This window comes from Mycobacterium sp. (assembly GCF_044342925.1).
Taxonomy (GTDB): Bacteria; Actinomycetota; Actinomycetes; order Mycobacteriales; family Mycobacteriaceae; genus Mycobacterium.
On the sequence record NZ_JBIIOV010000048.1, the window covers coordinates 1 to 19,510 of the forward strand.

Sequence of the window (19,510 nt, forward strand, 5' to 3'; positions counted from 1 at the left end):
TGGATCTCGGGGTTAGCCGGGTTGGCGAACTGGTTGGCGCCGATCGCGTTCGGTGTGTCGGCGATGATCTGCTTGGCGCGCGCCACCGCGCCGGCCATGCCCTCCGAACCCGGGGTCAGCACGATCTCGGCGCCGTAGGCGCGCAACATGACGCGGCGCTCGGTGGACATGGTCTCCGGCATGGTCAGGATCACGTGATAGCCACGGGCAGCGCCGACCATCGCCAGCGCGATGCCGGTGTTGCCACTGGTGGCCTCGACGATGGTGCCGCCGGGCTTGAGTTCGCCGGATTGCTCGGCGGCGTCGATGATCGCCGCCCCGATACGGTCCTTAACGCTGTTGGCGGGGTTGTAGAACTCCAGCTTGGCCACGACGGTCGCGTCGAGTCCCTCGGTCAGCCGGTTGAGCCGGACCAGTGGGGTGCGGCCCACCAGTTCGCTGACGTTGTTATAGATCCTGCCCAAGGCTGAACCCCTCCTCCTGGAGCGCGTGAGACTGGTCTCTACGCTAATCGTTGCCGGTGTGCGGTCGCTCGGGGCGTGTCCACGCGGCGGCGAAGGCCAGGAACGCGTCGTTCTCCTCCGGTGCCCCGATGCTGACCCGTGCTCCCTCGTTGCCGTACGGCCGCACCAGCACTCGCGCCTCGGCGGCCTGCCGCGCGAACTCGGCGGTGTGCTCGCCCAGCGGCAGCCAGACGAAGTTCGCCTGCGACGCCGGCACGGTGTAGCCCAGGGCAGCGAGGTCCGCGCTGACCCGGCGACGTTCGGCCACCACCGCCTCGGTGCGGCCCAGCAGTTCGTCGGCGACCTGCACCGAGGCGATCGCCGCCGCCTGCGAGATGGTGCTGGCGGTGAACGGCACGTAGACCTTGCCCAGCGCGGTGATCACCTCCGGGTCGCCGACGGCATACCCGACCCGCAGGCCGGCCAGTCCGTAGGCCTTGGAGAACGTCCGCAGCACAACCACATTCGGATACCGCCGGGCCAGCCCGAGGCTGTCGGGCAGCATGCCGTCGCGGATGTACTCCACGTAGGCCTCGTCGATGACCACCAGGACATCCGCCGGCACGGCGGCGACGAACCGGGCCAGCTCGTCGGGGTCGACCACCGTGGAGGTGGGGTTGTTCGGGTTGCACACGAAGATCAGCCGGGTGCGGTCGGTGACCGCGGCCAGCATCGCGTCGAGGTCGAAGGTGTGGTCGCGCAGCGGAACCTGGACCGGGGTGGCGCCGGCCACCCGGACCTGCAGCGGGTACACCTCGAAGCTGCGCCAGCCGAATACCACCTCGTCGCCGCTTGCGCAGGTGATCTGGATCAGCTGCTGGCACAAACTCACCGATCCGCAGCCCACGGCGATCTGCTCGGGGGTGATGTCTCCGGCGGGCGACAGGTGGCGGGCGAGGTGCTCCTTGAGTTCGACGTGGCCGTTGTCCGGGTAGCGGTTGATGGTCTCGGTGGCCGCTTCGATGGCCGCCCGCACACTGGGCAGCGGACCGTGCACCGTTTCGTTGCTGGCGAGCTTGATGGCGCCCGGCACGGTCTTGCCAGGCGTGTAGGCCGGCAGACCGGACAGTTCAGGACGCAGACGCGCAGTCACCGGCTAAGTCTAGATGGGCGCGCCGGCGTGGCTGGTGCTGCCGGGGCCGGTCCGCTGAACTGGGCTTTGCCATCCACCCGAGCGGGTGTGTAACCTCATCGACCGGCGGTTCCGGGGCCGCGGAAGGCTCCGGTACGCTCATGTGGTTCAGGAGGCGTGCCAGAGCGGCCGAATGGGACTCACTGCTAATGAGTTGTCCCCCTTAAAGGGGACCGGAGGTTCAAATCCTCTCGCCTCCGCCGCGGCTGACCCGTCAGCCACGAATAACTGAAGATCGGCGCCCGTAGCTCAACGGATAGAGCATCTGACTACGGATCAGAAGGTTAGGGGTTCGAATCCCTTCGGGCGCACTTTCTACCAGCGGAAATGCCGTAAATTTTTAGAGGCGTTTCCCCCTCAATCCGATACTTTCCCGCGCGTCGCGCTGAATTCAAGCGTCTCCGGCGTCTAGCCGTGGCCGATCGGTATGCAGTCCATAGGCATATCGCTGTTGGGTGCCGGTGGCTGATTCAGATCGGCCAATTGCCCCGGTCTGGTCAGTGGGTTGCCGGAACCGGGGTCTGTCTGCCCGGCGGGAGGATGGGCCATCACGCTGCATTCTGTGGTGGGCCCAGCCACAACAAGGGGGACCGCCAAGGATGCACTGCCGATCAGTAGTGGCAGGCCGAAGGCGGCGACGAAGGCCGCGGCTGCGGCAGCCAAGGTGGTGGAGTGGGTGCTTGTGTTGACCATTTCCGCTCCTATGCTCAGGTGCTTTCACAATCAACTGATGGGCGGTGCCCTCGTCACGCCGGGCACTACGCAGGAGTTGCCAAAACAGTGTTCCCGCAAAGGGTTAGCGATAAACCCCCGGGGTTCTCGACGAGGCCGCAAGTACGGTCAGCCCCCGAACAGCAGGTACAGCCCGGTCAATCAGCGTCCAGCGGTGATCGAACCCGCCGGGGGAGTGGTCGCGTTCGCCGACCTTCATGGAGCGGTTCCACGCTCGGGGCTGTGCGCCCGCGAGTTCCACTGCCGCGTAGTCGTCTCCAACGATCTGGATTCCCGCTTCGTAGCACATGCGAACGTCGTGGTGCGACAGTGCCGGGAGCACGTCGTGGTGCGACAGTGCCGGGAGCACGTCGTGGTGCGACAGTGCCGGGAGCAGGGCGGCGCCGACATCAGGGTCCGCGATGTCAAAATCAAGGTCGACCCGGGCAATTCTCAACTGCAACCGTGCTGCCGATTCGGCAGCGCGCAGCGCCTCACCGACGACCATCTCACGGAACTGCTGCGATCCTGGCGCCAGCGCGGCGGTCATTGTTCCTGGGATAGAACCGGCCATCCGGCCCCGCGTCGAACATCGTGCACCGGATCGGCCAGCAAATACGCGCGGAGGTCCTCGAAGACCTCGACTCGAAAAGTTGCTTGTGAAAAGTGCGGATCGCAGAGGCTATGCGCGCGGCATCCCCGCCGTGCACAGTGGCCAGCGCCGCGGCCGACTCCTCCGGGGTCTCTCCGGCGACCAGCCGTGACCAGAGGTCAGCCCCCGAACCCGCTATCGAGTAGTAATTGCCGGAGGCGAGGTTAATCACGACTGTTTCGCTGTCGACCGTCTCGTGCACGGGGTGTAGCAACCCCCCTTGCGGGTATAGGTCCCTGTGTGTCGGGGGCGAGTTCTAGGGGGTTGGACAGTGACTGCGCGAGAGATTGTGCACGTGCGCGCCAAGGACTTCGACACCGCGGTGTACGTGACGGTGGGGCTGCGTGAGAGCACGCGTTATCTGGTGCAGACCGACAACCTGTGCCCGGACTGCACCACGCCGATGATCGTTCTGGACGGCATCGAGGGCGACGGCGGAGCCGGGGTGCTGCATATGTACCACGACGTCGACTGCCCGGTGGTCCGCTCGGTCGGCGGGGAAACCGTCAGCATGGCCGATCGGACCCGCGTCGCCGAGACGCGCCGGCGCTACCTCGACGACGCGCTGGAAGCCTGGTCGGACTGGGGCTGATCCTGGTCTGAGGCGCCGGTCTAGCCGACTGGCGCCCAGGCCGGCCACTCCGGGCCGAAGTCCAGCTCTTCGAGGGTCAACCCCGCGCCGTGGAAGATGTCCCGCAGATGGTCGCGCCAGCCCCACCAGCCGACGACATGGAAGACCTGCTGCTGCCAGCCCAGTTGATAGTTGCCGGGGATGGACTCGCCCCTGTTCTCCGGGGCGCCCACCGCGATCGCCAGTAACCCCAGCGCGGCGGTGGCCCGCAGCCACAGATGGCCCTTGGAGATGTTGAACAGCGGGATGCCCGCGGCATGCGCCTCGATGTCGCAGCCCGCCCGCATGTCGGCTTGGTTGCCGTGCAGGTAGCGATGAACCGCGTAGAGCAGGTCGGCGACATCGGGCCGGCCATCGGGCTGGTCACTGTGCACCGGGACCGGAAAACGGGAGTGGACGAAGTCGATTTCCGGGCCGGCCATGCCCCCGAAGATGTCGACGTCGTCGCGCACGGTCCGCTTGAACCGGGCGGCCGGGTCCAGTGTGGGGTACCGCTTGGCCGCGGTCTCCTCCAGTGCGACGGTGGCGTGCGCCATCGCCTGTCGCCACTGCCCCTCGCTCCAGTGATCCAGCGAACTGCGAACTTCTTCTCCAACACTCACGTCCTTGACAGTACCCACCGACCGCGCCGGGGCGGTCAGTACGTGGTAATCGTGCGTTGCAGGGCGGTCCGGGCCATACTGCTCCGGTGATTTGCCCCGCCTCGCTGACGTCCGATTTCGTCCAGCGCGACGCCATGCCGGACAACGACACCACGCGCACCAGCGGCTATCTCAACGGCGGCTGGAGGCCCATCGCGGCTAGGTACGGATGGGCGGCCGCGGTGACGGCTCTGCTGGCCACCACCGCGGTGACCACGGCGGGCTCCGCGCACGCTGACCGGGATGCGCTGTGGCACCTCGTACACGGTCAGTGCGTTCCCGACCAGTTACGCGACGCCGATCCGGCGCCGTGCACGGCGGTGGACCTCACCGCGGGGGAGCAGCGCGGCTACGCCGTGCTCAAGGACAGCGACGGCGCCGAACAATTCCTGGTGATCCCGACCGCCCGCGTCACCGGCATCGAGGACCCCGCACTGCGCGAACCCGGTGCGCCGAATTACTTCGAATATGCTTGGCAGGCAAAGGCGTTCACCGAGGCAGCAGCCGGCGGGGTACTCCCGCGGGACTGGATCAGCCTTGCCGTCAACTCGATCGGGGCGCGGACGCAAGACCAGCTGCACATCCACGTCGACTGCCTGCGCGCCGACGTCCACCAGACGATCGCCACCGCCGCCGGCGGTATCGGACCGGTGTGGCAGCCGCTGCCTGTTCCGTTGGCGGGCGATCGCTACGAGGCCCTCACCGTCACCGACCTCGACGCCGTCAACCCCTTCGCGCTGGCCGCCGCCGGCGTACCGGACCCGGGAGCCATGACGGTGGTGGTGATCGGCGCGGGAACCGACGCCGATCCGCGCTTCGTCCTGCTGCGCCGGTGGTCGGAGTCGGCGGACGATCCGCCCGCCGGGGAGAATCTGCAGGATCACCAGGCCTGCCCGGCGCCGGTTGCGCCGGGGCCGTTCACCGGTAAGTAGCGCACCGACTCAGGCGGCGACGACGGCCGTCTGCTCCCGCAGATAGTCCTGTACCTCGGCGGGCAGCCCCAGGGCCATGTTGACCAGTTCGACGATCGCCATATCGGGGCCAATGGCGTGCCGGCCGCAGTAGTCCTCGAACGCGGCGCGGGCCGAATGGATCTCTTGAGTGCTGGCCATGGTGATGATCTCCTCGCAATTCAGGGTCGGTACGCGAGGCAAAACTAGAGTCGAGCACCGACAGAAAATCATTGCACACCAGCATATTTGGTCACCGAACGGCAACGATGCGGCCACGAAACCGCTACGCCCGCCTAGTTGATCGTCAGACCGCCGTCGACCACGATCGTCTGCCCGGTGACGTACCCGCCGGCCGGTGAAGCCAGCCACACCGCGGTGGCGGCCAGCTCGGCCGCCTCGCCGAGCCGGCCCATGATGATCCGTGGCATCAGCTCGTCGAGGTAGCCCGGCTTGAGCTCGTCGGTCATCTCGCTGGCGAAGAACCCGGGCGCCAGTGCGTTGACGCGAATTCCCTTGCGGCCGCTCCACTGCTGCGCCAGGTCCCGGGTCAGCCCGACGATCGCAGCCTTCGACGCGGCGTAGGCGGCCTGCGGCAGCCCGGCCGTGGTCAGCCCCAGCACGCTGGAGATGTTGATGATCGAACTGCCCGGCTGCATCACCCGCCCGCAGGCCTGCGCCATCCAGTAGGACCCGTTGAGGTTGACGTCGACAACCTTGCGGAACTCCTCCGGCGTCTCCCGGGTCGCGGGCACCGCGGTACCCACGCCGGCGTTGTTGATGAGCACGTCGACCCGGCCGAACTCGGCCATTGCGGCGTCCACCAACTGCTGGCACTGCTCGGGGTCGACAACGTCGGTCTTGCGGCTGTAGACCCGGCGGCCGGCCTGCTCCACCAGCGCGGCCGTCGACGTCATCATCTCCACCCGACGGGCGCCGAGCACTAGGTCCGCGCCGGCTTCGGCGAAGGTCTGCGCGAAGGACACACCAAGCCCGGAGGAGGCGCCGGTGACGATGACGACCTTGTCGTCGAGACGGAATGACTCCAGGACTGTCACGAGATTCAGGGCTCCCTCAGAATCTGTCGGGCGATGGCGTACTTGTGTACTTCGGTGGGGCCGTCGTACAGGCGGAAGGCGCGCATGTCGGAGAAGATCATCCCGACCGGTGTCTCGTCGGAGATGCCCATGCCGCCGAGGATCTGCACGCAGCGGTCGGCGACCTTGAACAGCTCCTCGGACACGTAGGCCTTCACCATCGAACTCTCGTGCCGGCCCTTGGCGCCGTTGTCCAGCGTCCAGCATGCCCACCAGATCCCCAGCCGGCACTGCTGCAGCGCAATTTCATTGTCGGCCAACATGAAACCAACACCCTGATGCTCGCCCAGCGGCTTGCCGAACGCGGTGCGGGTGCGGGCGTGCTCGACGGCGATGGCGTGCGCCCGGGAGGCCGCGCCCAGCCAGCGCATGCAGTGCGTGAGCCGGGCCGGGGCCAGCCGCATCTGGGCGTAACGGAACGCCTGGCCGACCTCGCCCAGCACCGCCGACGCGGGCAGCCGGAGGTTGTTGAAGCGCACCACGCCGTGGCCCTGCACGTAGTTGCGGTCCATGGTGTCCATCACGCGTTCGAGTTCGATGCCCGGGGTGTTCCCGTCGCAGAGGAACAGCGTGGGGCCGTCCGGGCCGTGCGGGTTGGGCGCCACCCTCGCCATGATGATCCAGGTGCGCGCGCCGTCGGCCCCGGTGATCAGCCACTTGAGCCCGTTGATCACGTAGTCGCTGCCGTCAAAGAGCGCTTCGGTCTTGAGCTGGCCGGGATCCGATCCCGCGCCGCCGGGTTCGGTCATCGCGAACACCGACCGCTGCCGGCCCTCGATCACCGGCACCAGGAACTCGTCGACCTGGGTCTGGTTGGCGATCTTGGACAGGATGAACATGTTGCCCTCGTCGGGGGCCGCGCAGTTCATCGCCACCGGGCCCAGCGTCGACCAGCCCGCCGCCTCGAACAGCACCGCCTGCTCGCGGTGGTTGGGCTCCCAGCCGCCGAACCGGGCCGGGGCCTGCACGGTCAGCAGCCCAGCCGCGCGGGCCAACTCGACCATCTCAGCGCGCATCGCTTCGTTGGGCCCGTGCCGGGTCAGGCGCGGGTCGCGCTCGAAGGGAACGATCTTGTCGGCGACGAACTCCCGAATACGGTCGCGGCGTGCCGCCAGTTCGCCCGATACCTCGAAATCGATCATTCAGCGTCCTTCCATGACCGCCACTGCCCGTTCGAACAGCCGCACTGTCGCCGTGTGCAGGACGTCGCCAATCTCCTTGGGGGCCTTGCCCGCAGCGGCACGCGCGTGGGTGCCCTCCAGGATGATCCCGAGTTTGAAGCAGGCCATCACCGTGTACCAGTCGATGTTCGACAGGTCCCGGGTGGAGTTCTGGGCGTAGCGCGCCACCAGTTCGTCCGGTGTGGCCAGGTCGCCGGCGCCCATCAGTTCGTTGGGTAGCACCGGTTGCTGGCCGGGCCGGTACCAGGTGGCCAGCATCCAGCCGAGGTCCAGCAGCGGGTCGCCGATGGTGCACATCTCCCAGTCCACGATCGCCACGACCTCCGGGCCGGTGCGGGAGAACATCACGTTGGCGGCGTGGTAGTCGCCGTGCATGATCCCCGGCTCGAAGGACGCCGGCTGATTGGCGCGCAGCCAGCCGGCGACGGCGTCGACGTCGCCGATGTCGGGGCCCGGGTAGTTCTCGAAGCCCGAGTAGGACTCCACTTCCGAAAGCCAGCGTGGCACTTGGCGATCCAGGAAGCTGTCTGGCTTCCCGAAATCGGCCAGCCCCACCGCCCGGTAGTCCAGCGCACCGAGCCGCGCGGCGGCGTCGGCCATGGACAGGCCCATGTCGTGGCGCACCTGCGGGTCACCGGCGTGCAACTCAGGTAGTCCGGCGCCGGCGTTGAAGCCGTCGACCGGCTCCATCAGATAGAAGACGGCCTCGCCCAGCACCGCGGGGTCGTCGCACACCGCGATGAGCGCGGCGTGCGGCACGTCGGTGCCGGCCAGCGCGCGCAGCACCCTTGTCTCGCGCAGGATCACGGTATTGGTGACCGGACGCAGATGACGCGGGCCGCGGCGAAACACGAAGTCACGGCCGGAGCGGCGGAACCGCACCATGATGTTCTGCGTGCCGCCGGTGATCTCCGTGACATCGCTGATGGGGCCGTCACCCAGACCTTCCTGCGACATCCAATCGGCTACCGCCGTCATGTCGTGGGTCAGGTCATCCACGCAGGCGAAGCTACCTCACCGCTTGGCGGCCACCTCTTTTGCCCACGGCAATCGGCTGTTGATGGTGTAGAACACCGACCAGCCCACGAGGTGCCGAACGTGCCGGTGCGGCAATCGGAGCCGGTGCGGTCTTGCGGACCGCGTGGAGAATGCGTTGCCGGCGGTGGGCCTGGGTCACGGTCGCCCGCGCCAAGTCGGTGCCGGGCCTTCCGGTCGGGCGTGCCGCGCCTGCACCGGCTCCGGGGTCTGCGGCGGCGCCTGCTGCTGGCGCGCCCGCGCCGCCTGCCAGGGCCAGTAGCCGGTGACCTCCAACTGCAACGAGAAGCTGAGGAAGGTTCGGATCAGCACGATGCCGCCGAGCACCGCCACGCTGCGGGCGTCCGGCGTCACCGCCACCGTCCGGATGATGTCGGCGGCCACCAGGAACTCCAGGCCCAGCAGAATCGAGCGGCCCAGTCGTTCGCGGAACGTACGGTAGACATCCACGTTTCCGGCTCGCAGTCGCGTCAGCGCCCAGCCCGCCGATATCAACGCGCCCAGCGCGATGACGGCCACACCGACACCGTCGATGGCCTTACCGACGATCTCGATGGCTTCGTAGAAGGTCATTGCCGCGATTCTAGGGAGCGCACCGCCGCACAGCGGGCGCACAGCAAGTTCCCATGGACGGCTCATCGCCGAACGCATACTGGAATGCATGTCCGCACCCGAGCGCGTCGTCATGCGTCGCGCCGACGGCACTGCCATCCGGATCCTGGTGGTCGACGACGAAGCCGTCCTTGCCGAGATGGTGTCGATGGCGCTGCGCTACGAGGGGTGGGAGATCACCACCGCCGGTGACGGCACCTCGGCGGTGACCGCGGCCCGCGAGACTCGGCCCGACGCCGTGGTTCTCGACGTGATGCTGCCCGACATGAGCGGCTTGGACGTGCTGCGCAGACTGCGCGAGCACAGCCCGGAACTGCCGGTGTTGCTGCTCACCGCCAAGGACGCCGTCGAGGACCGCATCGCGGGGTTGAGCGCCGGTGGCGACGACTACGTCACCAAGCCGTTCTCGCTGGAAGAGGTGGTGCTGCGGCTGCGCGGGCTGCTGCGCCGCACCGGTGTCACCGACGACGACGGCGGCGCCAGGCTGATCGTCGGCGACCTGGTACTCGACGAGGACAGCCACGAGGTGACCCGCGGCGGGGAGCCGATCACCTTGACCTCCACCGAGTTCGAACTGCTGCGGTTCCTGATGCATAACCCCAAGCGGGTGCTGTCCAAATCGCAGATCCTCGACCGGGTCTGGAGTTATGACTTTGGCGGCCGGTCCAACATCGTCGAGCTCTACATCTCCTATCTGCGCAAGAAGATCGACAGCGGACGCGAGCCGATGATCCACACGCTGCGCGGTGCCGGATATGTCCTCAAGCCCGCCGGTTAGCCGGGGAGAGATCCCTTCAGCCTGGTCGCTGCGGGCCAGGCTGCTGGCCGGTCAGGTCGCGCTGCTGGCGGTGGTCTGCCTGGGCATCGCCGCGGTCACCGAGGCGGCCCTGTACCGCTATCTGATCGGGGAGATGGACGGCCAACTGGCACAGATCACCCAGCGCTCCTCACTGATAGAACGCCGAGGGCCCCCGCCCCCGACGCCCCCGCCCCCTTTGCCCGGGCCGCGGCCCGGCCCGGAGTTTCTCGACGCGCCCGGCCAGCCGATCGGCATGGTCGCCGCGGTGGTGAGCGACGGGTCGACGGTCAAGGCGGGCGTCCTCAACCGCGGCGGCGACCGTGACCCGCTGTCGCCGGCAGCGGCCGGCCAACTCGCCGGGCTGGCCGGTGATCGCGACCCCGTTTCGGTCGATCTCGACGGGCTGGGCCGCTACCGCGTGGCCGCCGCCCCGGGCCGCAACCCGGGCAACGCCGTGGTGGTCGGACTCAGCATGCGCCCGATCTTCCAAACGCTGATCCGGGTGGCGGTGATCTTCGCCGTGGTGACCCTGCTGGCGCTGATCATCGCAACGCTGGCCGGCAGGCTGCTGATCCGCCGGGCCTTGGCGCCGCTGGACCGGGTGGCCGCCACCGCCGGATCGGTGGCCGGTCTGCCGCTGGACCGCGGCGAAGTCGCCCTGCCGATGCGGGTCGACGGTGCGGACGCCAACCCGCACACCGAGGTGGGCCGGTTGGGCCTGGCGGTCAACCGGATGCTCGACCACATCGCCGCGGCCCTGTCGGCACGCCAGGCCAGTGAGAGCCGGGTCCGTCAGTTCGTCGCCGACGCCAGCCACGAGCTACGCACTCCGCTGGCCGCCATCCGCGGTTATACCGAACTGGCACAACGGAAGCGGGGCGAAGTCCCGGCCGACGTCGCGCACGCGATGGGCCGGGTGGAGTCCGAGGCCGACCGGATGACCCACCTCGTGGAGGATCTGCTGCTGCTGGCCCGGCTGGATTCCGGCCGGGCACTGGACCGCCAGCCCGTCGACGTGAGCAGGCTGTGCGCCGACGCGGTCAGCGACGCCCATGTCGCCGGGCCGGAGCACCACTGGAATCTGGAACTACCGGCCGAACCGGTGATCGTGCCCGGCGACGAAGCCCGGCTGCACCAGGTGGTGGCCAACCTGCTGGCCAATGCCCGGGTGCACACCCCGCCCGGCACCACGGTCACACTCGCGCTGCGCAGTGAACCGGACGCGGCCGTGCTGTGCGTCGCCGACGACGGCCCCGGCATCCCGGAAGCGTTGCAGCCCAACGTGTTCGAGCGGTTCGTCCGGGCTGATACCGCACGCACCCACAAGGACGGCTCCACCGGTCTGGGCCTGGCGATCGCCGCGGCGGTGGTGCACGCCCATCACGGCACGATCACCCTGCGCAGCACCGCGGGCCGCACCGAGTTCGCGGTCCGGCTACCCCGCTGACCGGGCGGCCCGCTTGCGCCCCAGTGTTGGACGAAGTGCGGCCACCGCGGCCCGGTTGGTCTGAAATTCCCGGTGCGGGTCGTCGGACCCCTGCGGTCGGCGGCAGCCCGGCGATCTGCGCGTAGCCGATGTTGAGCGGCCGCGCGATGGCCAGTAGCGTGATCCCGGCCAACACCTCGGTGCCCAGGTTGTGGCGGGTGAGGCCGGGAAACAACGCATGCATCGCGGCAATCATGGCCTAGGTACCGGATTGTCGGGAACAATTCGCTGGTATGGAAACCAAAGCACCGACTCCCGTCATCGAAGACCTCAATCGTCGACACCTTACGTCGCTGCCGTTCGACGACACCCGCGATCTCGCCGACGCCGACCGCGGGTTTATCGGGTCGCTGGAACCGTGTGTGATCACCGCCGCCGATGGCCGGGTGGTGTGGGACAACGACGTCTACTCGTTCCTGACTGGCTCGGACTCAACCCAAGCGCCGCCGTCGGTGCATCCCAGCCTGTGGCGGCAGTCGAAACTGTGCGCCAAGCAGGGTCTCTACGAGGTGGTCGAGGGCATCTACCAGGTCCGCGGTCTTGACCTGTCCAACATCACCTTCGTCGAGGGCGACACCGGCGTCATCGTCATCGACCCACTGGTGTGCACCGAAACCGCGGCGGCCGCGTTGACGCTGTACCGAACACATCGCGGCGACAAAGAAGTACGCGCGGTGATTTACACCCACAGCCACGTCGACCACTTCGGCGGCGTGCTCGGGGTCACCACGCAGGCCGACGTGGACGCGGGCAAGGTGCCGGTACTGGCGCCGGAGGGCTTTATCGGCCATGCGGTGCAGGAGAACGTCTACGCGGGTACCGCGATGACCCGCCGTGCCGCCTACATGTACGGCACGACGCTGGACCGCGGGCCGCAGGGGCAGGTGGGCTGCGGTCTGGGCCAGGCGCCGTCGACCGGCGAGGTCGCCATCATCGTGCCGACGATAGACATCACCACCACCGGGGAGACGCACACCCTCGATGGTGTCGAGATCGAATTCCAGATGGCGCCGGGAACCGAGGCGCCCGCCGAGATGCATTTCTATTTCCCGAAATTCCGGGCGCTGTGCATGGCCGAGAACGCCACGCATAACCTGCACAATCTGCTGACCTTGCGCGGCGCCCTGGTGCGTGATCCGCACGCCTGGTCGGGGTACCTCACCGAGGCCATCGACGCTTTCGCCGACCGCACCGACGTGGTGTTCGCCTCGCACCACTGGCCCACCTGGGGTCGCGAGCAGATCGTGGAATACCTGTCCCTGCAACGGGATCTGTACGCCTACCTGCACGACCAGACGTTGCGTCAGCTCAACCAGGGCTACACCGGCATCGAGATCGCCGAGAACTTCGCCATGCCGCCCGCCTTAGAGAAGGCCTGGCACACCCACGGCTACTACGGCTCGGTGAACCACAACGTCAAGGCGGTCTACCAGCGCTACATGGGCTGGTTCGACGGCAACCCCGGCCGGCTGTGGCCGCACCCGCCGGAGGAGTCCGGTCCCCGCCACGTCGCCGCCATGGGCGGCATCGAGAAAGTGGTCGAGATCGCCCGGCAAGCCTTCGATACCGGTGACTTCCGCTGGGCGGCAACTCTTCTCGACTACGCCATCTTCACCGACGCGAATCACGCCGGGGCCCGCGAACTGTACGCCGACACCTTGGAGCAGCTGGGTTACGGCGCCGAGTGCGCGACGTGGCGCAACTTCTTCCTGTCGGGGTGCACCGAGTTGCGCACCGGCAACTTCGGCACGCCGGTGGCAGCGACGGCGCCGACCATGCTCAGCCAACTCACCCCCGAGCAGATGTTCGACATCCTGGCGATCTCGGTGAACGGACCGCGCGCCTGGGATCTGGACATCGCCCTGGACGTGACGTTCGCCGATCTGGGCACCAACTACCGGCTCAACCTGCGCAACGGCGTCCTGGTCTACCGCAAGCGCCCCGCCGAGCCGGCGACGGCGACGGCGACGGTCAACCTGGCCACCAAGATGCGGCTGCTGGCCGCGGCCGCCGGCGACCTGACGTCACCGGGAATCGAGGTGTCCGGCGACGGGGGCGCGCTGGCGAGCCTGATGGGAGTGCTGGACAAGCCCGACCCGAACTTCGACATCATCACGCCCTGAGCTAAGAACGTCAGATGAGCAACCACAACGTGAACCTGACCGACGAGGAATCCTCATTGGTCGATCAGAGCGCCCCCGAGGCGCTGGCCCGGATGGACGAAGACGCGGTGAAGATGCTTCAGAGCCGGCTGCGCAAGGCCCGCGACAAGAACTTCAGCCTGTTGCGGCGCGAGGGCGCGGCCCGGGTCGAGGCCGAGGGCGCTCGTGGTTCGGCCGAGCCGGCCAACCAACGGCGCAACGACAAGGTGGACGTGATCGACGACGCGCTGGCGCGGGTCGGCGCACGGCTCGAGGCCGTCCACGGGGGGCAGTAACCCCCCGCGAGTGTGCTCGGTGAGGTCGAACAGACGCTCGGCGTAACCCGTGGCACCCACGGTCCTATGGTTGCACCCATGCAGCTGCTGCTGGTCCGGCATGCCTTGCCGCTACGCACCCGCGACGGTGAGGGCTCCGATCCGGAATTGGCTCCCGACGGTGTGGAGCAGGCCCGGCGGCTGCCCGCCGCGCTCGCCCGCTTTCCGCTGAGCCGGCTGATCAGCAGCCCGCAGCGCCGGGCCGTACAGACCGCCGAACCGGTGGCCGCCGCCACCGGCCTGGCCGTCGACGTCGACGAGCGTCTGGCCGAGTACGACCGCGGAATGTCGCACTACATCCCGCTGGAACAGGTGCGGGCCGAACGGCCGGGGGACTGGGCGCGGATGGCCGACGGCCGGCTACCGCAGGGGGTCGACGCCGACGGGTTCCGCGAGCGGGTGTGGGCGGCGCTGCGCGACGTCGTCGCTGAGGCCGGCCACACCGACACCGTGGCGGTGTTCAGCCACGGCGGGGTGATCAACGTCCTCCTGCACGAGGTGCTCGGGACGGCCAAGCCGCTGTCGTTCCCGATCGACTACGCCTCGGTGACCGTGCTGCGCTACTCCCGAAAGGGGGCGTTCACCGTCGGCGGGGTCAACGCCATCGACCACGTCTGGGATCTGCTGCCGCACCGGCTGCGGTGACTACTTCCCGAGCGCGAACTGCAGGTTTTTCTTCGCTGTGCGCCGCAGTTGGAACATCCGCGCGGCACTGACCGACGCGGTGATCAGGCCTCCGGCCACCGCGGCGAGCAGGATCGCGACGCCCAGTGGCAGGTCCCAATGCCAGCCCAGGAACGTGAATGCCGTCGAGGCGGTGTTCTGGGTGATAAAGATCAGCAAGACGATCAGGATTAAGAAGCCCAGGATCAGAGAAGACCACAGTGCCGACGCCCGGGTGAACTTCACATCCTCGACGGGCGGGGCCGGCGCTTGGGTAGCGTTGGGCGGGCCGGTGTTCACCGGCGGCTTGGGAGCCTTTGCTGGCTCGCCCGGCGTGACGTTCGATTCCCTGCTCATGACGACATCTTTGCCTGTCGGGGCCGGGAAGGAAACCATTAATGCGGCAACGGGACGGTAACGGAATGCGCTCAGCCGTTAGGGTCGAGCCAACCGAGGTGTGAAAGGCAGCCGATGAAAATGTCTCTAAGCAGGCTGTTTGCCGCAACGCTGATCGCGTTGGCGGCCGTCCTGGCATCGGGCTGCGGCAGTTCAAATCCGCTGGGCGGCGGCACGGTATCCGGTGACCTGAAGTCGGTGGTGGTGGGCTCCGCGGACTTCCCCGAATCCAAGATCGTTGCCGAGATCTACGCCCAGGCGCTGGAAGCCAACGACTTCACCGTCGTGCGGCAGTACGGCATCGGCAGCCGGGAGACCTACATCCCCGCGCTGCGTGACCACTCGATCGACCTGATCCCTGAGTACACCGGGAACCTGCTGCAGTATTTCGATCCCAAGAGCAAGGCGGCACAGCCCGCTGATGTCGAACTGGCCCTCTACCGTGCGCTGCCCGGTGACCTGGCCATGCTCAACCCGGCACCCGCCAACGACACCGACACCGTGACCGTCACCTCGGCCACCGCCGAGCGCTGGAACCTCAAGACCATCGCCGACCTGGTGCCCCACGCCTGGGAGATGAAGTTCGGCGCGCCCTCGGAATTCCTCAACCGCGAGCAGGGCGTGCCCGGCCTGAAGGCCAAATACGGCTTGGACATCAAACCGGACAACTTCGTCTCGATCAGCGACGGCGGCGGCCCCGCCACGGTCAAGGCCTTGGCGAACGGCACGGTGACCGCGGCCAACATCTTCAGCACCTCCCCGGCCATCGCGCAGAACGACTTCGTCGTCCTGGAAGACCCCAAGAAAAATTTCCTGCCCGGCAACGTGGTGCCTCTGGTGAACTCGCAGAAGATGTCCGACGAGCTCAAGAAGGTGCTCGATGCGGTGTCGGCACGATTGACCACCAAGGGCCTCACCGAACTCAATGCCGCGGTGTCCGGCAATTCCGGGGTGGACCCTGAAGAGGCCGCGCGGCAGTGGGTGCGCGAGAACAGCTTTGACACCCCGATCGGGAAATAGATGATCACCTTCACCGGCGTCACCAAGCGGTATCCGGACGGCACCGTCGCCGTCGACAACCTCACCCTGGAAGTGCCCGACGGCTACCTGACCGTGTTCGTGGGCCCCTCGGGCTGCGGCAAGACCACCTCCATGCGGATGATCAACCGGATGGTCGAGCCGACGTCCGGGACGGTCACCGTCGACGGCCGCGACGTGTCGACCGTCGACCCGGTCAAACTGCGGCTCGGCATCGGCTACGTCATCCAGAGCGGCGGCCTGATGCCGCATCAGCGGGTCATCGACAACGTGGCCTGTGTGCCGGTGCTGCAGGGGCAATCCCGCCGGGAGGCCCGCAAAGCCGCCTACGAAGTGCTGGAGCGGGTGGGGCTGGATCCGAAACTGGGCGAACGCTATCCAGCGCAGCTCTCCGGCGGGCAGCAACAGCGGGTCGGGGTGGCCCGCGCGCTGGCCGCCGACCCGCCGATCCTGCTGATGGATGAGCCGTTCTCCGCCGTCGACCCCGTAGTGCGGGAGGAGTTGCAGAACGAGATTCTGCGACTGCAGAGCGAATTGCAGAAGACCATCGTCTTTGTCACCCATGACATCGATGAGGCCGTCAAACTCGGCGACGCCGTCGCGGTGTTCAGTGTCGGCGGCCGGCTGCAGCAGTACGACGCCCCCGCCCGGCTGCTGTCCAACCCCGCCAACGACTTCGTCGCCGACTTCATCGGCAACGACCGCGGCTACCGGCTCATGCAGTTCTTCAGCGCCAAGACCCTTGGGCTGCAACCGGTTCGAACCGTCACCGAGGATGAACTCGGCGCGTTGTACCTGGCGCCCGATGAATGGCGGCTGGTCACCCGCGACGACGGTTCGCCGTTCGGCTGGATCGACGCCGACGGCACCGAGCGGTACCGCGACGGCCGCAGCCTCTACGAGAGCGTCACCGCGGGTGGATCGCTGTTCCACCCGGACGGGACGCTGCGTGCGGCACTGGATGCCGCGTTGTCCTCGCCGTCGGGCATCGGGGTAGCGGTGGGCGACGACGGTGCGGTGGTGGGCGGTGCGCCGGCCGAGGACGTCGTCGACGAGATGGAGACGCAGCGCCGGGCGGAAGCGGCGGCCGCTGCTGCCGTGGCCGAAGCAGCCGCCGCCGCCGAAGCTGAAGCAGCCGCCACCGAGGCCGCAGCCTTGCAGGCGGACGCCGACGCGCTGGAAGCCGAAGGGGCTGAGCCGGAGGAACCGGTGCTGGAAGTCGTCGAACCCGAGGAGTCTGTCGACGCCGAGGAGCCCACGCAGGACGAGGAACCCGAGGAAGCCGAGGAACCCGAGGAAGCCGCGGAGGTCGAGGAAGCCGCGGAGGTCGAGGAAGCCGCGGAGGTCGAGGACACTGACGAGACCCCCAAGCCGGAGTCCGCCGAGAAGTCCGCCGAGTCGTCCGCCGAGTCGTCCGCCGAGTCGAAGTCCCCTGCGACGGACTGAGCTACCGATGCACTATCTGCTCACCCACCTCGACACCGCCTGGACGCTGGCGCTGATCCACCTGCGGCTGGCGCTCATCCCGGTGGTCCTCGGTCTGCTGATCGCGGTGCCGCTGGGGGCGTTTGTGTGGCGGCGGACCGTGCTGCGCCGGCTGACCACCTTGACCGCCAGCATTATTTTCACCATCCCGTCGCTGGCGCTCTTCGTGGTGCTGCCGCTGATCATTCCGACCCGCATCCTCGATGAAGCCAACGTCATCGTCGCGCTGACGCTGTACACCACCGCGCTGCTGGTGCGGGCGGTGCCTGAGGCACTGGACGCCGTCCCGTCGCCGGTGCGCGACGCCGCCACCGCGGTGGGCTACACCCGGTTGGGGCAACTGCTCAAAGTTGAACTGCCGCTGGCGCTTCCGGTGCTCACTGCCGGTTTGCGGGTGGTCGCGGTCACCAACATCTCGATGGTTGCGGTCGGATCGGTGATCGGCATCGGTGGACTGGGGACCTGGTTCACCGAGGGGTACCAGTCCGACAAGAGCGATCAGATCGTCGCCGGGATCATCGCGGTGTTCGTGTTGGCCGTCGCGATCGACATCCTGGTCCTGCTGGCCGGCCGGGCGCTGACGCCCTGGACGCGCGGCGCGCCCCGCGCAGCGAAGGCGGCCGCATGAACTTCCTGCAGCAGGCGCTGTCCTACATCTTCACCGCCGAGAACTGGGCCGGTAAGAGCGGGCTGGGCGCCCGCATCCTCGAACACCTGCAGTACACCGGTGTGGCCGTCGCGGTCTCCGCGCTCATCGCCATCCCGCTGGGGCTGTTCATCGGCCATACCCGCCGCGGATCCTTCCTCGTGGTCACGGCGGTGAACTCGTTGCGGGCCCTGCCGACCCTCGGGGTGCTGCTGCTCGGGGTGTTGCTCTGGGGTCTGGGGCTGCTGCCGCCGACCGTCGCGCTGACCCTGCTGGGCGTGCCGCCGCTGCTGGCCGGCACCTATTCGGGCATCGCCAACGTGGACCCCAAGGTCGTCGACGCCGCTCGGTCGATGGGTATGACGGAGCGCCGCGTGCTGACCGGGGTGGAGATTCCCAACGCGCTGCCGCTGATCCTCGGTGGTCTGCGCACCGCCACCCTGCAGATCGTGGCCACCGCCACGGTGGCCGCCTACGCCAGCCTCGGCGGGCTGGGCCGCTATCTCATCGACGGCATCAAGGTCCGCCAGTTCTACCTGGCTCTGGTCGGCGCGCTGATGGTGACGGTGCTGGCGTTGATCCTCGACGGACTGCTGGCCGCGGCGGTCTGGGCGTCGGTGCCGGGAACCGGGCGGTTACGCCGGCGGCTGCCCCAGCCGCTCCTCGACGACGAGGTGCTGCTGGACGTCGGGTCGCGCCGCCGGGCACCGGACTACAGCAGCCCGGATGCGTCCCTTACGGTAGAGGGATGGTGACAGCGGCCGACGGCGGCGCCAAGGTTTGGCCCGCCATGCTTACGTGGCGGTCCTATGACGCCACTCGCATCGAGTCCGCGCGGGTTCAGTTGTCGGGCAACCGGATCAAGGCCATCGGGCGGATCGCGGCGGCCGCTTCCGCGGACCACCCGGCGTTCAGCGTCTCCTACGACCTGGTGACCGACGACACCGGCGCCACCAAGCGGTTGTCGGTGAACTCCAGCACCGCCGAGCGGGAACGACAGCTCTCGATCGCCCGCGACGAGGAGAACATGTGGCTGATCTCCGGCCACGAGGGCGAGTCCCAGGAGGCTTTCAGCGGCGCCGTTGACGTCGACATGATGTTCAGCCCGTTGTTCACCGCGCTGGCCATCCGCCGGACCGGGGTCCACGTCGACGCCGAGGCGGCCAGCCTGCCGGTGGTCTACGTCAGCTTGCCCGACTTGTCCGTCGCGCCGGCGACCTTCTCCTACACCCCCGCGGGCGCCGCCGGCATCACGGTGCGGTCACCTATCGCCGAGACCACGGTCGTCATCGACGACAGCGGTTTCATCGTCGATTACCCGGGCCTGGCAGAGCGGATCTGACTACCGCGCCGGAGCGCCCGGCCGCGGCCAGTTC

The 19,510-nt window shown here is 68.0% G+C and carries 22 protein-coding genes, 2 tRNA genes and 1 pseudogene; 14 read left to right on the forward strand and 11 right to left on the reverse strand.

Going from position 1 to position 19,510, the window contains the following annotated elements; all coding sequences use genetic code 11:
* Together ADBZ6I_RS07220 and hisC are read right to left on the reverse strand one after the other, a co-directional pair.
* Positions 1-464, reverse strand: a 464-nt coding sequence (locus tag ADBZ6I_RS07220) for a PLP-dependent cysteine synthase family protein (protein ID WP_526382320.1), incomplete at its 3' end; no start/stop codon positions are given.
* 43 nt (positions 465-507) lie between these two features.
* Entirely contained in the window at positions 508-1,596 is a 1,089-nt protein-coding gene (hisC, locus tag ADBZ6I_RS07225) for a histidinol-phosphate transaminase (protein ID WP_526382322.1), read from the reverse strand.
* A gap of 150 nt (positions 1,597-1,746) precedes the next feature.
* On the opposite strand from hisC, the gene ADBZ6I_RS07230 reads away from it, so the two are divergent.
* Together ADBZ6I_RS07230 and ADBZ6I_RS07235 are read left to right on the forward strand one after the other, a co-directional pair.
* Positions 1,747-1,835 (forward strand) — tRNA-Ser (locus tag ADBZ6I_RS07230).
* A gap of 38 nt (positions 1,836-1,873) precedes the next feature.
* Positions 1,874-1,946, forward strand: a tRNA-Arg gene (locus ADBZ6I_RS07235).
* Between the two features lie 485 nt (positions 1,947-2,431).
* On the opposite strand, the gene ADBZ6I_RS07240 is transcribed toward ADBZ6I_RS07235, so the two are convergent.
* Together ADBZ6I_RS07240 and ADBZ6I_RS07245 are read right to left on the reverse strand one after the other, a co-directional pair.
* Positions 2,432-2,896: a hypothetical protein gene (locus ADBZ6I_RS07240; protein WP_526382324.1), complete on the reverse strand. Its 465-nt coding sequence runs from the start codon at positions 2,894-2,896 to the stop codon at positions 2,432-2,434.
* Entirely contained in the window at positions 2,856-3,200 is a 345-nt protein-coding gene (locus ADBZ6I_RS07245) for a PqqD family peptide modification chaperone (RefSeq protein ID WP_526382326.1), read from the reverse strand. Before ADBZ6I_RS07245 ends, ADBZ6I_RS07240 begins: the two co-directional genes overlap by 41 nt.
* Positions 3,201-3,269: 69 nt before the next feature.
* On the opposite strand from ADBZ6I_RS07245, the gene ADBZ6I_RS07250 reads away from it, so the two are divergent.
* Positions 3,270-3,590 carry a hypothetical protein gene (locus tag ADBZ6I_RS07250; RefSeq protein ID WP_526382328.1) on the forward strand — a complete coding sequence of 107 codons (321 nt, stop codon included), beginning with the start codon at positions 3,270-3,272 and terminating at the stop codon, positions 3,588-3,590.
* Positions 3,591-3,610: 20 nt separating this feature from the next.
* On the opposite strand, the gene ADBZ6I_RS07255 is transcribed toward ADBZ6I_RS07250, so the two are convergent.
* The gene (locus ADBZ6I_RS07255) at positions 3,611-4,231 is read right to left on the reverse strand and encodes an Rv1289 family protein (protein WP_526382330.1); all 621 of its coding nucleotides are present in this window, start codon (positions 4,229-4,231) and stop codon (positions 3,611-3,613) included.
* A gap of 86 nt (positions 4,232-4,317) precedes the next feature.
* Between ADBZ6I_RS07255 and ADBZ6I_RS07260 the strand changes: the two genes are divergently transcribed.
* On the forward strand, positions 4,318-5,202 hold the full coding sequence (locus ADBZ6I_RS07260; RefSeq protein ID WP_526382332.1) for a CDP-diacylglycerol diphosphatase: 885 nt from the start codon (positions 4,318-4,320) through the stop codon (positions 5,200-5,202).
* Positions 5,203-5,211: 9 nt separating this feature from the next.
* Here the strand turns inward: ADBZ6I_RS07260 and ADBZ6I_RS07265 are convergent, their stop codons facing one another.
* The 5 genes from ADBZ6I_RS07265 to ADBZ6I_RS07285 all read right to left on the reverse strand — a co-directional run bounded on the left by ADBZ6I_RS07265 (position 5,212) and on the right by ADBZ6I_RS07285 (position 9,106).
* Complete coding sequence (locus tag ADBZ6I_RS07265) at positions 5,212-5,382, reverse strand: hypothetical protein (protein WP_526382334.1); 171 nt, start codon at positions 5,380-5,382, stop codon at positions 5,212-5,214.
* A gap of 134 nt (positions 5,383-5,516) precedes the next feature.
* A complete protein-coding gene (locus ADBZ6I_RS07270; protein ID WP_526382336.1) occupies positions 5,517-6,278 on the reverse strand; it encodes an SDR family NAD(P)-dependent oxidoreductase in 762 nt (253 codons plus the stop codon).
* A 5-nt stretch (positions 6,279-6,283) separates the two neighbouring features.
* Complete coding sequence (locus ADBZ6I_RS07275; RefSeq protein WP_526382338.1) at positions 6,284-7,459, reverse strand: acyl-CoA dehydrogenase family protein; 1,176 nt, start codon at positions 7,457-7,459, stop codon at positions 6,284-6,286.
* A complete protein-coding gene (locus ADBZ6I_RS07280; protein ID WP_526382358.1) occupies positions 7,460-8,455 on the reverse strand; it encodes a phosphotransferase family protein in 996 nt (331 codons plus the stop codon).
* 216 nt (positions 8,456-8,671) lie between these two features.
* The gene (locus tag ADBZ6I_RS07285) at positions 8,672-9,106 is read right to left on the reverse strand and encodes a DUF1622 domain-containing protein (protein ID WP_526382340.1); all 435 of its coding nucleotides are present in this window, start codon (positions 9,104-9,106) and stop codon (positions 8,672-8,674) included.
* Positions 9,107-9,218: 112 nt separating this feature from the next.
* Here ADBZ6I_RS07285 and ADBZ6I_RS07290 point away from each other — a divergent pair, with 112 nt between their 5' ends.
* From ADBZ6I_RS07290 to ADBZ6I_RS07310, 5 genes are all read left to right on the forward strand, one after another.
* On the forward strand, positions 9,219-9,923 hold the full coding sequence (locus tag ADBZ6I_RS07290) for a response regulator transcription factor (protein WP_526382360.1): 705 nt from the start codon (positions 9,219-9,221) through the stop codon (positions 9,921-9,923).
* Positions 9,901-11,391 carry a sensor histidine kinase gene (locus ADBZ6I_RS07295; protein WP_526382342.1) on the forward strand — a complete coding sequence of 497 codons (1,491 nt, stop codon included), beginning with the start codon at positions 9,901-9,903 and terminating at the stop codon, positions 11,389-11,391. The genes ADBZ6I_RS07290 and ADBZ6I_RS07295 overlap by 23 nt, the downstream gene beginning before the upstream one ends.
* Before the next feature lie 272 nt (positions 11,392-11,663).
* A complete protein-coding gene (locus tag ADBZ6I_RS07300) occupies positions 11,664-13,553 on the forward strand; it encodes an alkyl/aryl-sulfatase (RefSeq protein WP_526382344.1) in 1,890 nt (629 codons plus the stop codon).
* 14 nt (positions 13,554-13,567) lie between these two features.
* Positions 13,568-13,867, forward strand: a complete 300-nt coding sequence (locus tag ADBZ6I_RS07305; protein ID WP_526382346.1) for a hypothetical protein — start codon at positions 13,568-13,570, stop codon at positions 13,865-13,867.
* A gap of 78 nt (positions 13,868-13,945) precedes the next feature.
* Positions 13,946-14,551, forward strand: coding sequence for a histidine phosphatase family protein (locus tag ADBZ6I_RS07310; protein WP_526382348.1), 606 nt, complete (start codon positions 13,946-13,948; stop codon positions 14,549-14,551).
* Here ADBZ6I_RS07310 and ADBZ6I_RS07315 read toward each other — a convergent pair whose 3' ends face one another.
* The gene (locus ADBZ6I_RS07315) at positions 14,552-14,926 is read right to left on the reverse strand and encodes a LapA family protein (protein ID WP_526382350.1); all 375 of its coding nucleotides are present in this window, start codon (positions 14,924-14,926) and stop codon (positions 14,552-14,554) included. It abuts the gene before it with no gap.
* A gap of 120 nt (positions 14,927-15,046) precedes the next feature.
* Here ADBZ6I_RS07315 and ADBZ6I_RS07320 point away from each other — a divergent pair, with 120 nt between their 5' ends.
* From ADBZ6I_RS07320 to ADBZ6I_RS07340, 5 genes and pseudogenes are all read left to right on the forward strand, one after another.
* The gene (locus ADBZ6I_RS07320; protein WP_526382362.1) at positions 15,047-15,985 is read left to right on the forward strand and encodes an ABC transporter substrate-binding protein; all 939 of its coding nucleotides are present in this window, start codon (positions 15,047-15,049) and stop codon (positions 15,983-15,985) included.
* Positions 15,986-17,077: pseudogene (locus tag ADBZ6I_RS07325) on the forward strand (ABC transporter ATP-binding protein); the annotation flags it as partial. It lies immediately after the preceding gene.
* A gap of 379 nt (positions 17,078-17,456) precedes the next feature.
* The gene (locus tag ADBZ6I_RS07330; RefSeq protein ID WP_526382352.1) at positions 17,457-18,116 is read left to right on the forward strand and encodes an ABC transporter permease; all 660 of its coding nucleotides are present in this window, start codon (positions 17,457-17,459) and stop codon (positions 18,114-18,116) included.
* Positions 18,113-18,889 (forward strand): ABC transporter permease, encoded by a 777-nt coding sequence (locus ADBZ6I_RS07335; RefSeq protein ID WP_526382354.1) that lies wholly within the window; start codon positions 18,113-18,115, stop codon positions 18,887-18,889. Before ADBZ6I_RS07330 ends, ADBZ6I_RS07335 begins: the two co-directional genes overlap by 4 nt.
* Positions 18,883-19,476: a putative glycolipid-binding domain-containing protein gene (locus tag ADBZ6I_RS07340; protein ID WP_526382356.1), complete on the forward strand. Its 594-nt coding sequence runs from the start codon at positions 18,883-18,885 to the stop codon at positions 19,474-19,476. The genes ADBZ6I_RS07335 and ADBZ6I_RS07340 overlap by 7 nt, the downstream gene beginning before the upstream one ends.
* Positions 19,477-19,510 lie beyond the last annotated feature (34 nt).

Bases quoted from the DNA above. Each gene is read 5' to 3' on its own strand.
- ADBZ6I_RS07320 (WP_526382362.1), top strand. From the start codon at position 15,047: ATGTCTCTAAGCAGGCTGTTTGCCGCAACGCTGATCGCGTTGGCGGCC.
- ADBZ6I_RS07280 (WP_526382358.1), bottom strand. From the start codon at position 8,455: ATGTCGCAGGAAGGTCTGGGTGACGGCCCCATCAGCGATGTCACGGAG.
- ADBZ6I_RS07310 (WP_526382348.1), top strand. From the start codon at position 13,946: ATGCAGCTGCTGCTGGTCCGGCATGCCTTGCCGCTACGCACCCGCGAC.
- ADBZ6I_RS07265 (WP_526382334.1), bottom strand. From the start codon at position 5,382: ATGGCCAGCACTCAAGAGATCCATTCGGCCCGCGCCGCGTTCGAGGAC.
- ADBZ6I_RS07305 (WP_526382346.1), top strand. From the start codon at position 13,568: ATGAGCAACCACAACGTGAACCTGACCGACGAGGAATCCTCATTGGTC.
- ADBZ6I_RS07285 (WP_526382340.1), bottom strand. From the start codon at position 9,106: ATGACCTTCTACGAAGCCATCGAGATCGTCGGTAAGGCCATCGACGGT.
- ADBZ6I_RS07340 (WP_526382356.1), top strand. From the start codon at position 18,883: ATGGTGACAGCGGCCGACGGCGGCGCCAAGGTTTGGCCCGCCATGCTT.
- ADBZ6I_RS07335 (WP_526382354.1), top strand. From the start codon at position 18,113: ATGAACTTCCTGCAGCAGGCGCTGTCCTACATCTTCACCGCCGAGAAC.
- ADBZ6I_RS07330 (WP_526382352.1), top strand. From the start codon at position 17,457: ATGCACTATCTGCTCACCCACCTCGACACCGCCTGGACGCTGGCGCTG.
- ADBZ6I_RS07300 (WP_526382344.1), top strand. From the start codon at position 11,664: ATGGAAACCAAAGCACCGACTCCCGTCATCGAAGACCTCAATCGTCGA.
- ADBZ6I_RS07275 (WP_526382338.1), bottom strand. From the start codon at position 7,459: ATGATCGATTTCGAGGTATCGGGCGAACTGGCGGCACGCCGCGACCGT.
- ADBZ6I_RS07240 (WP_526382324.1), bottom strand. From the start codon at position 2,896: ATGACCGCCGCGCTGGCGCCAGGATCGCAGCAGTTCCGTGAGATGGTC.
- ADBZ6I_RS07290 (WP_526382360.1), top strand. From the start codon at position 9,219: ATGCGTCGCGCCGACGGCACTGCCATCCGGATCCTGGTGGTCGACGAC.
- ADBZ6I_RS07315 (WP_526382350.1), bottom strand. From the start codon at position 14,926: ATGAGCAGGGAATCGAACGTCACGCCGGGCGAGCCAGCAAAGGCTCCC.
- ADBZ6I_RS07295 (WP_526382342.1), top strand. From the start codon at position 9,901: ATGTCCTCAAGCCCGCCGGTTAGCCGGGGAGAGATCCCTTCAGCCTGG.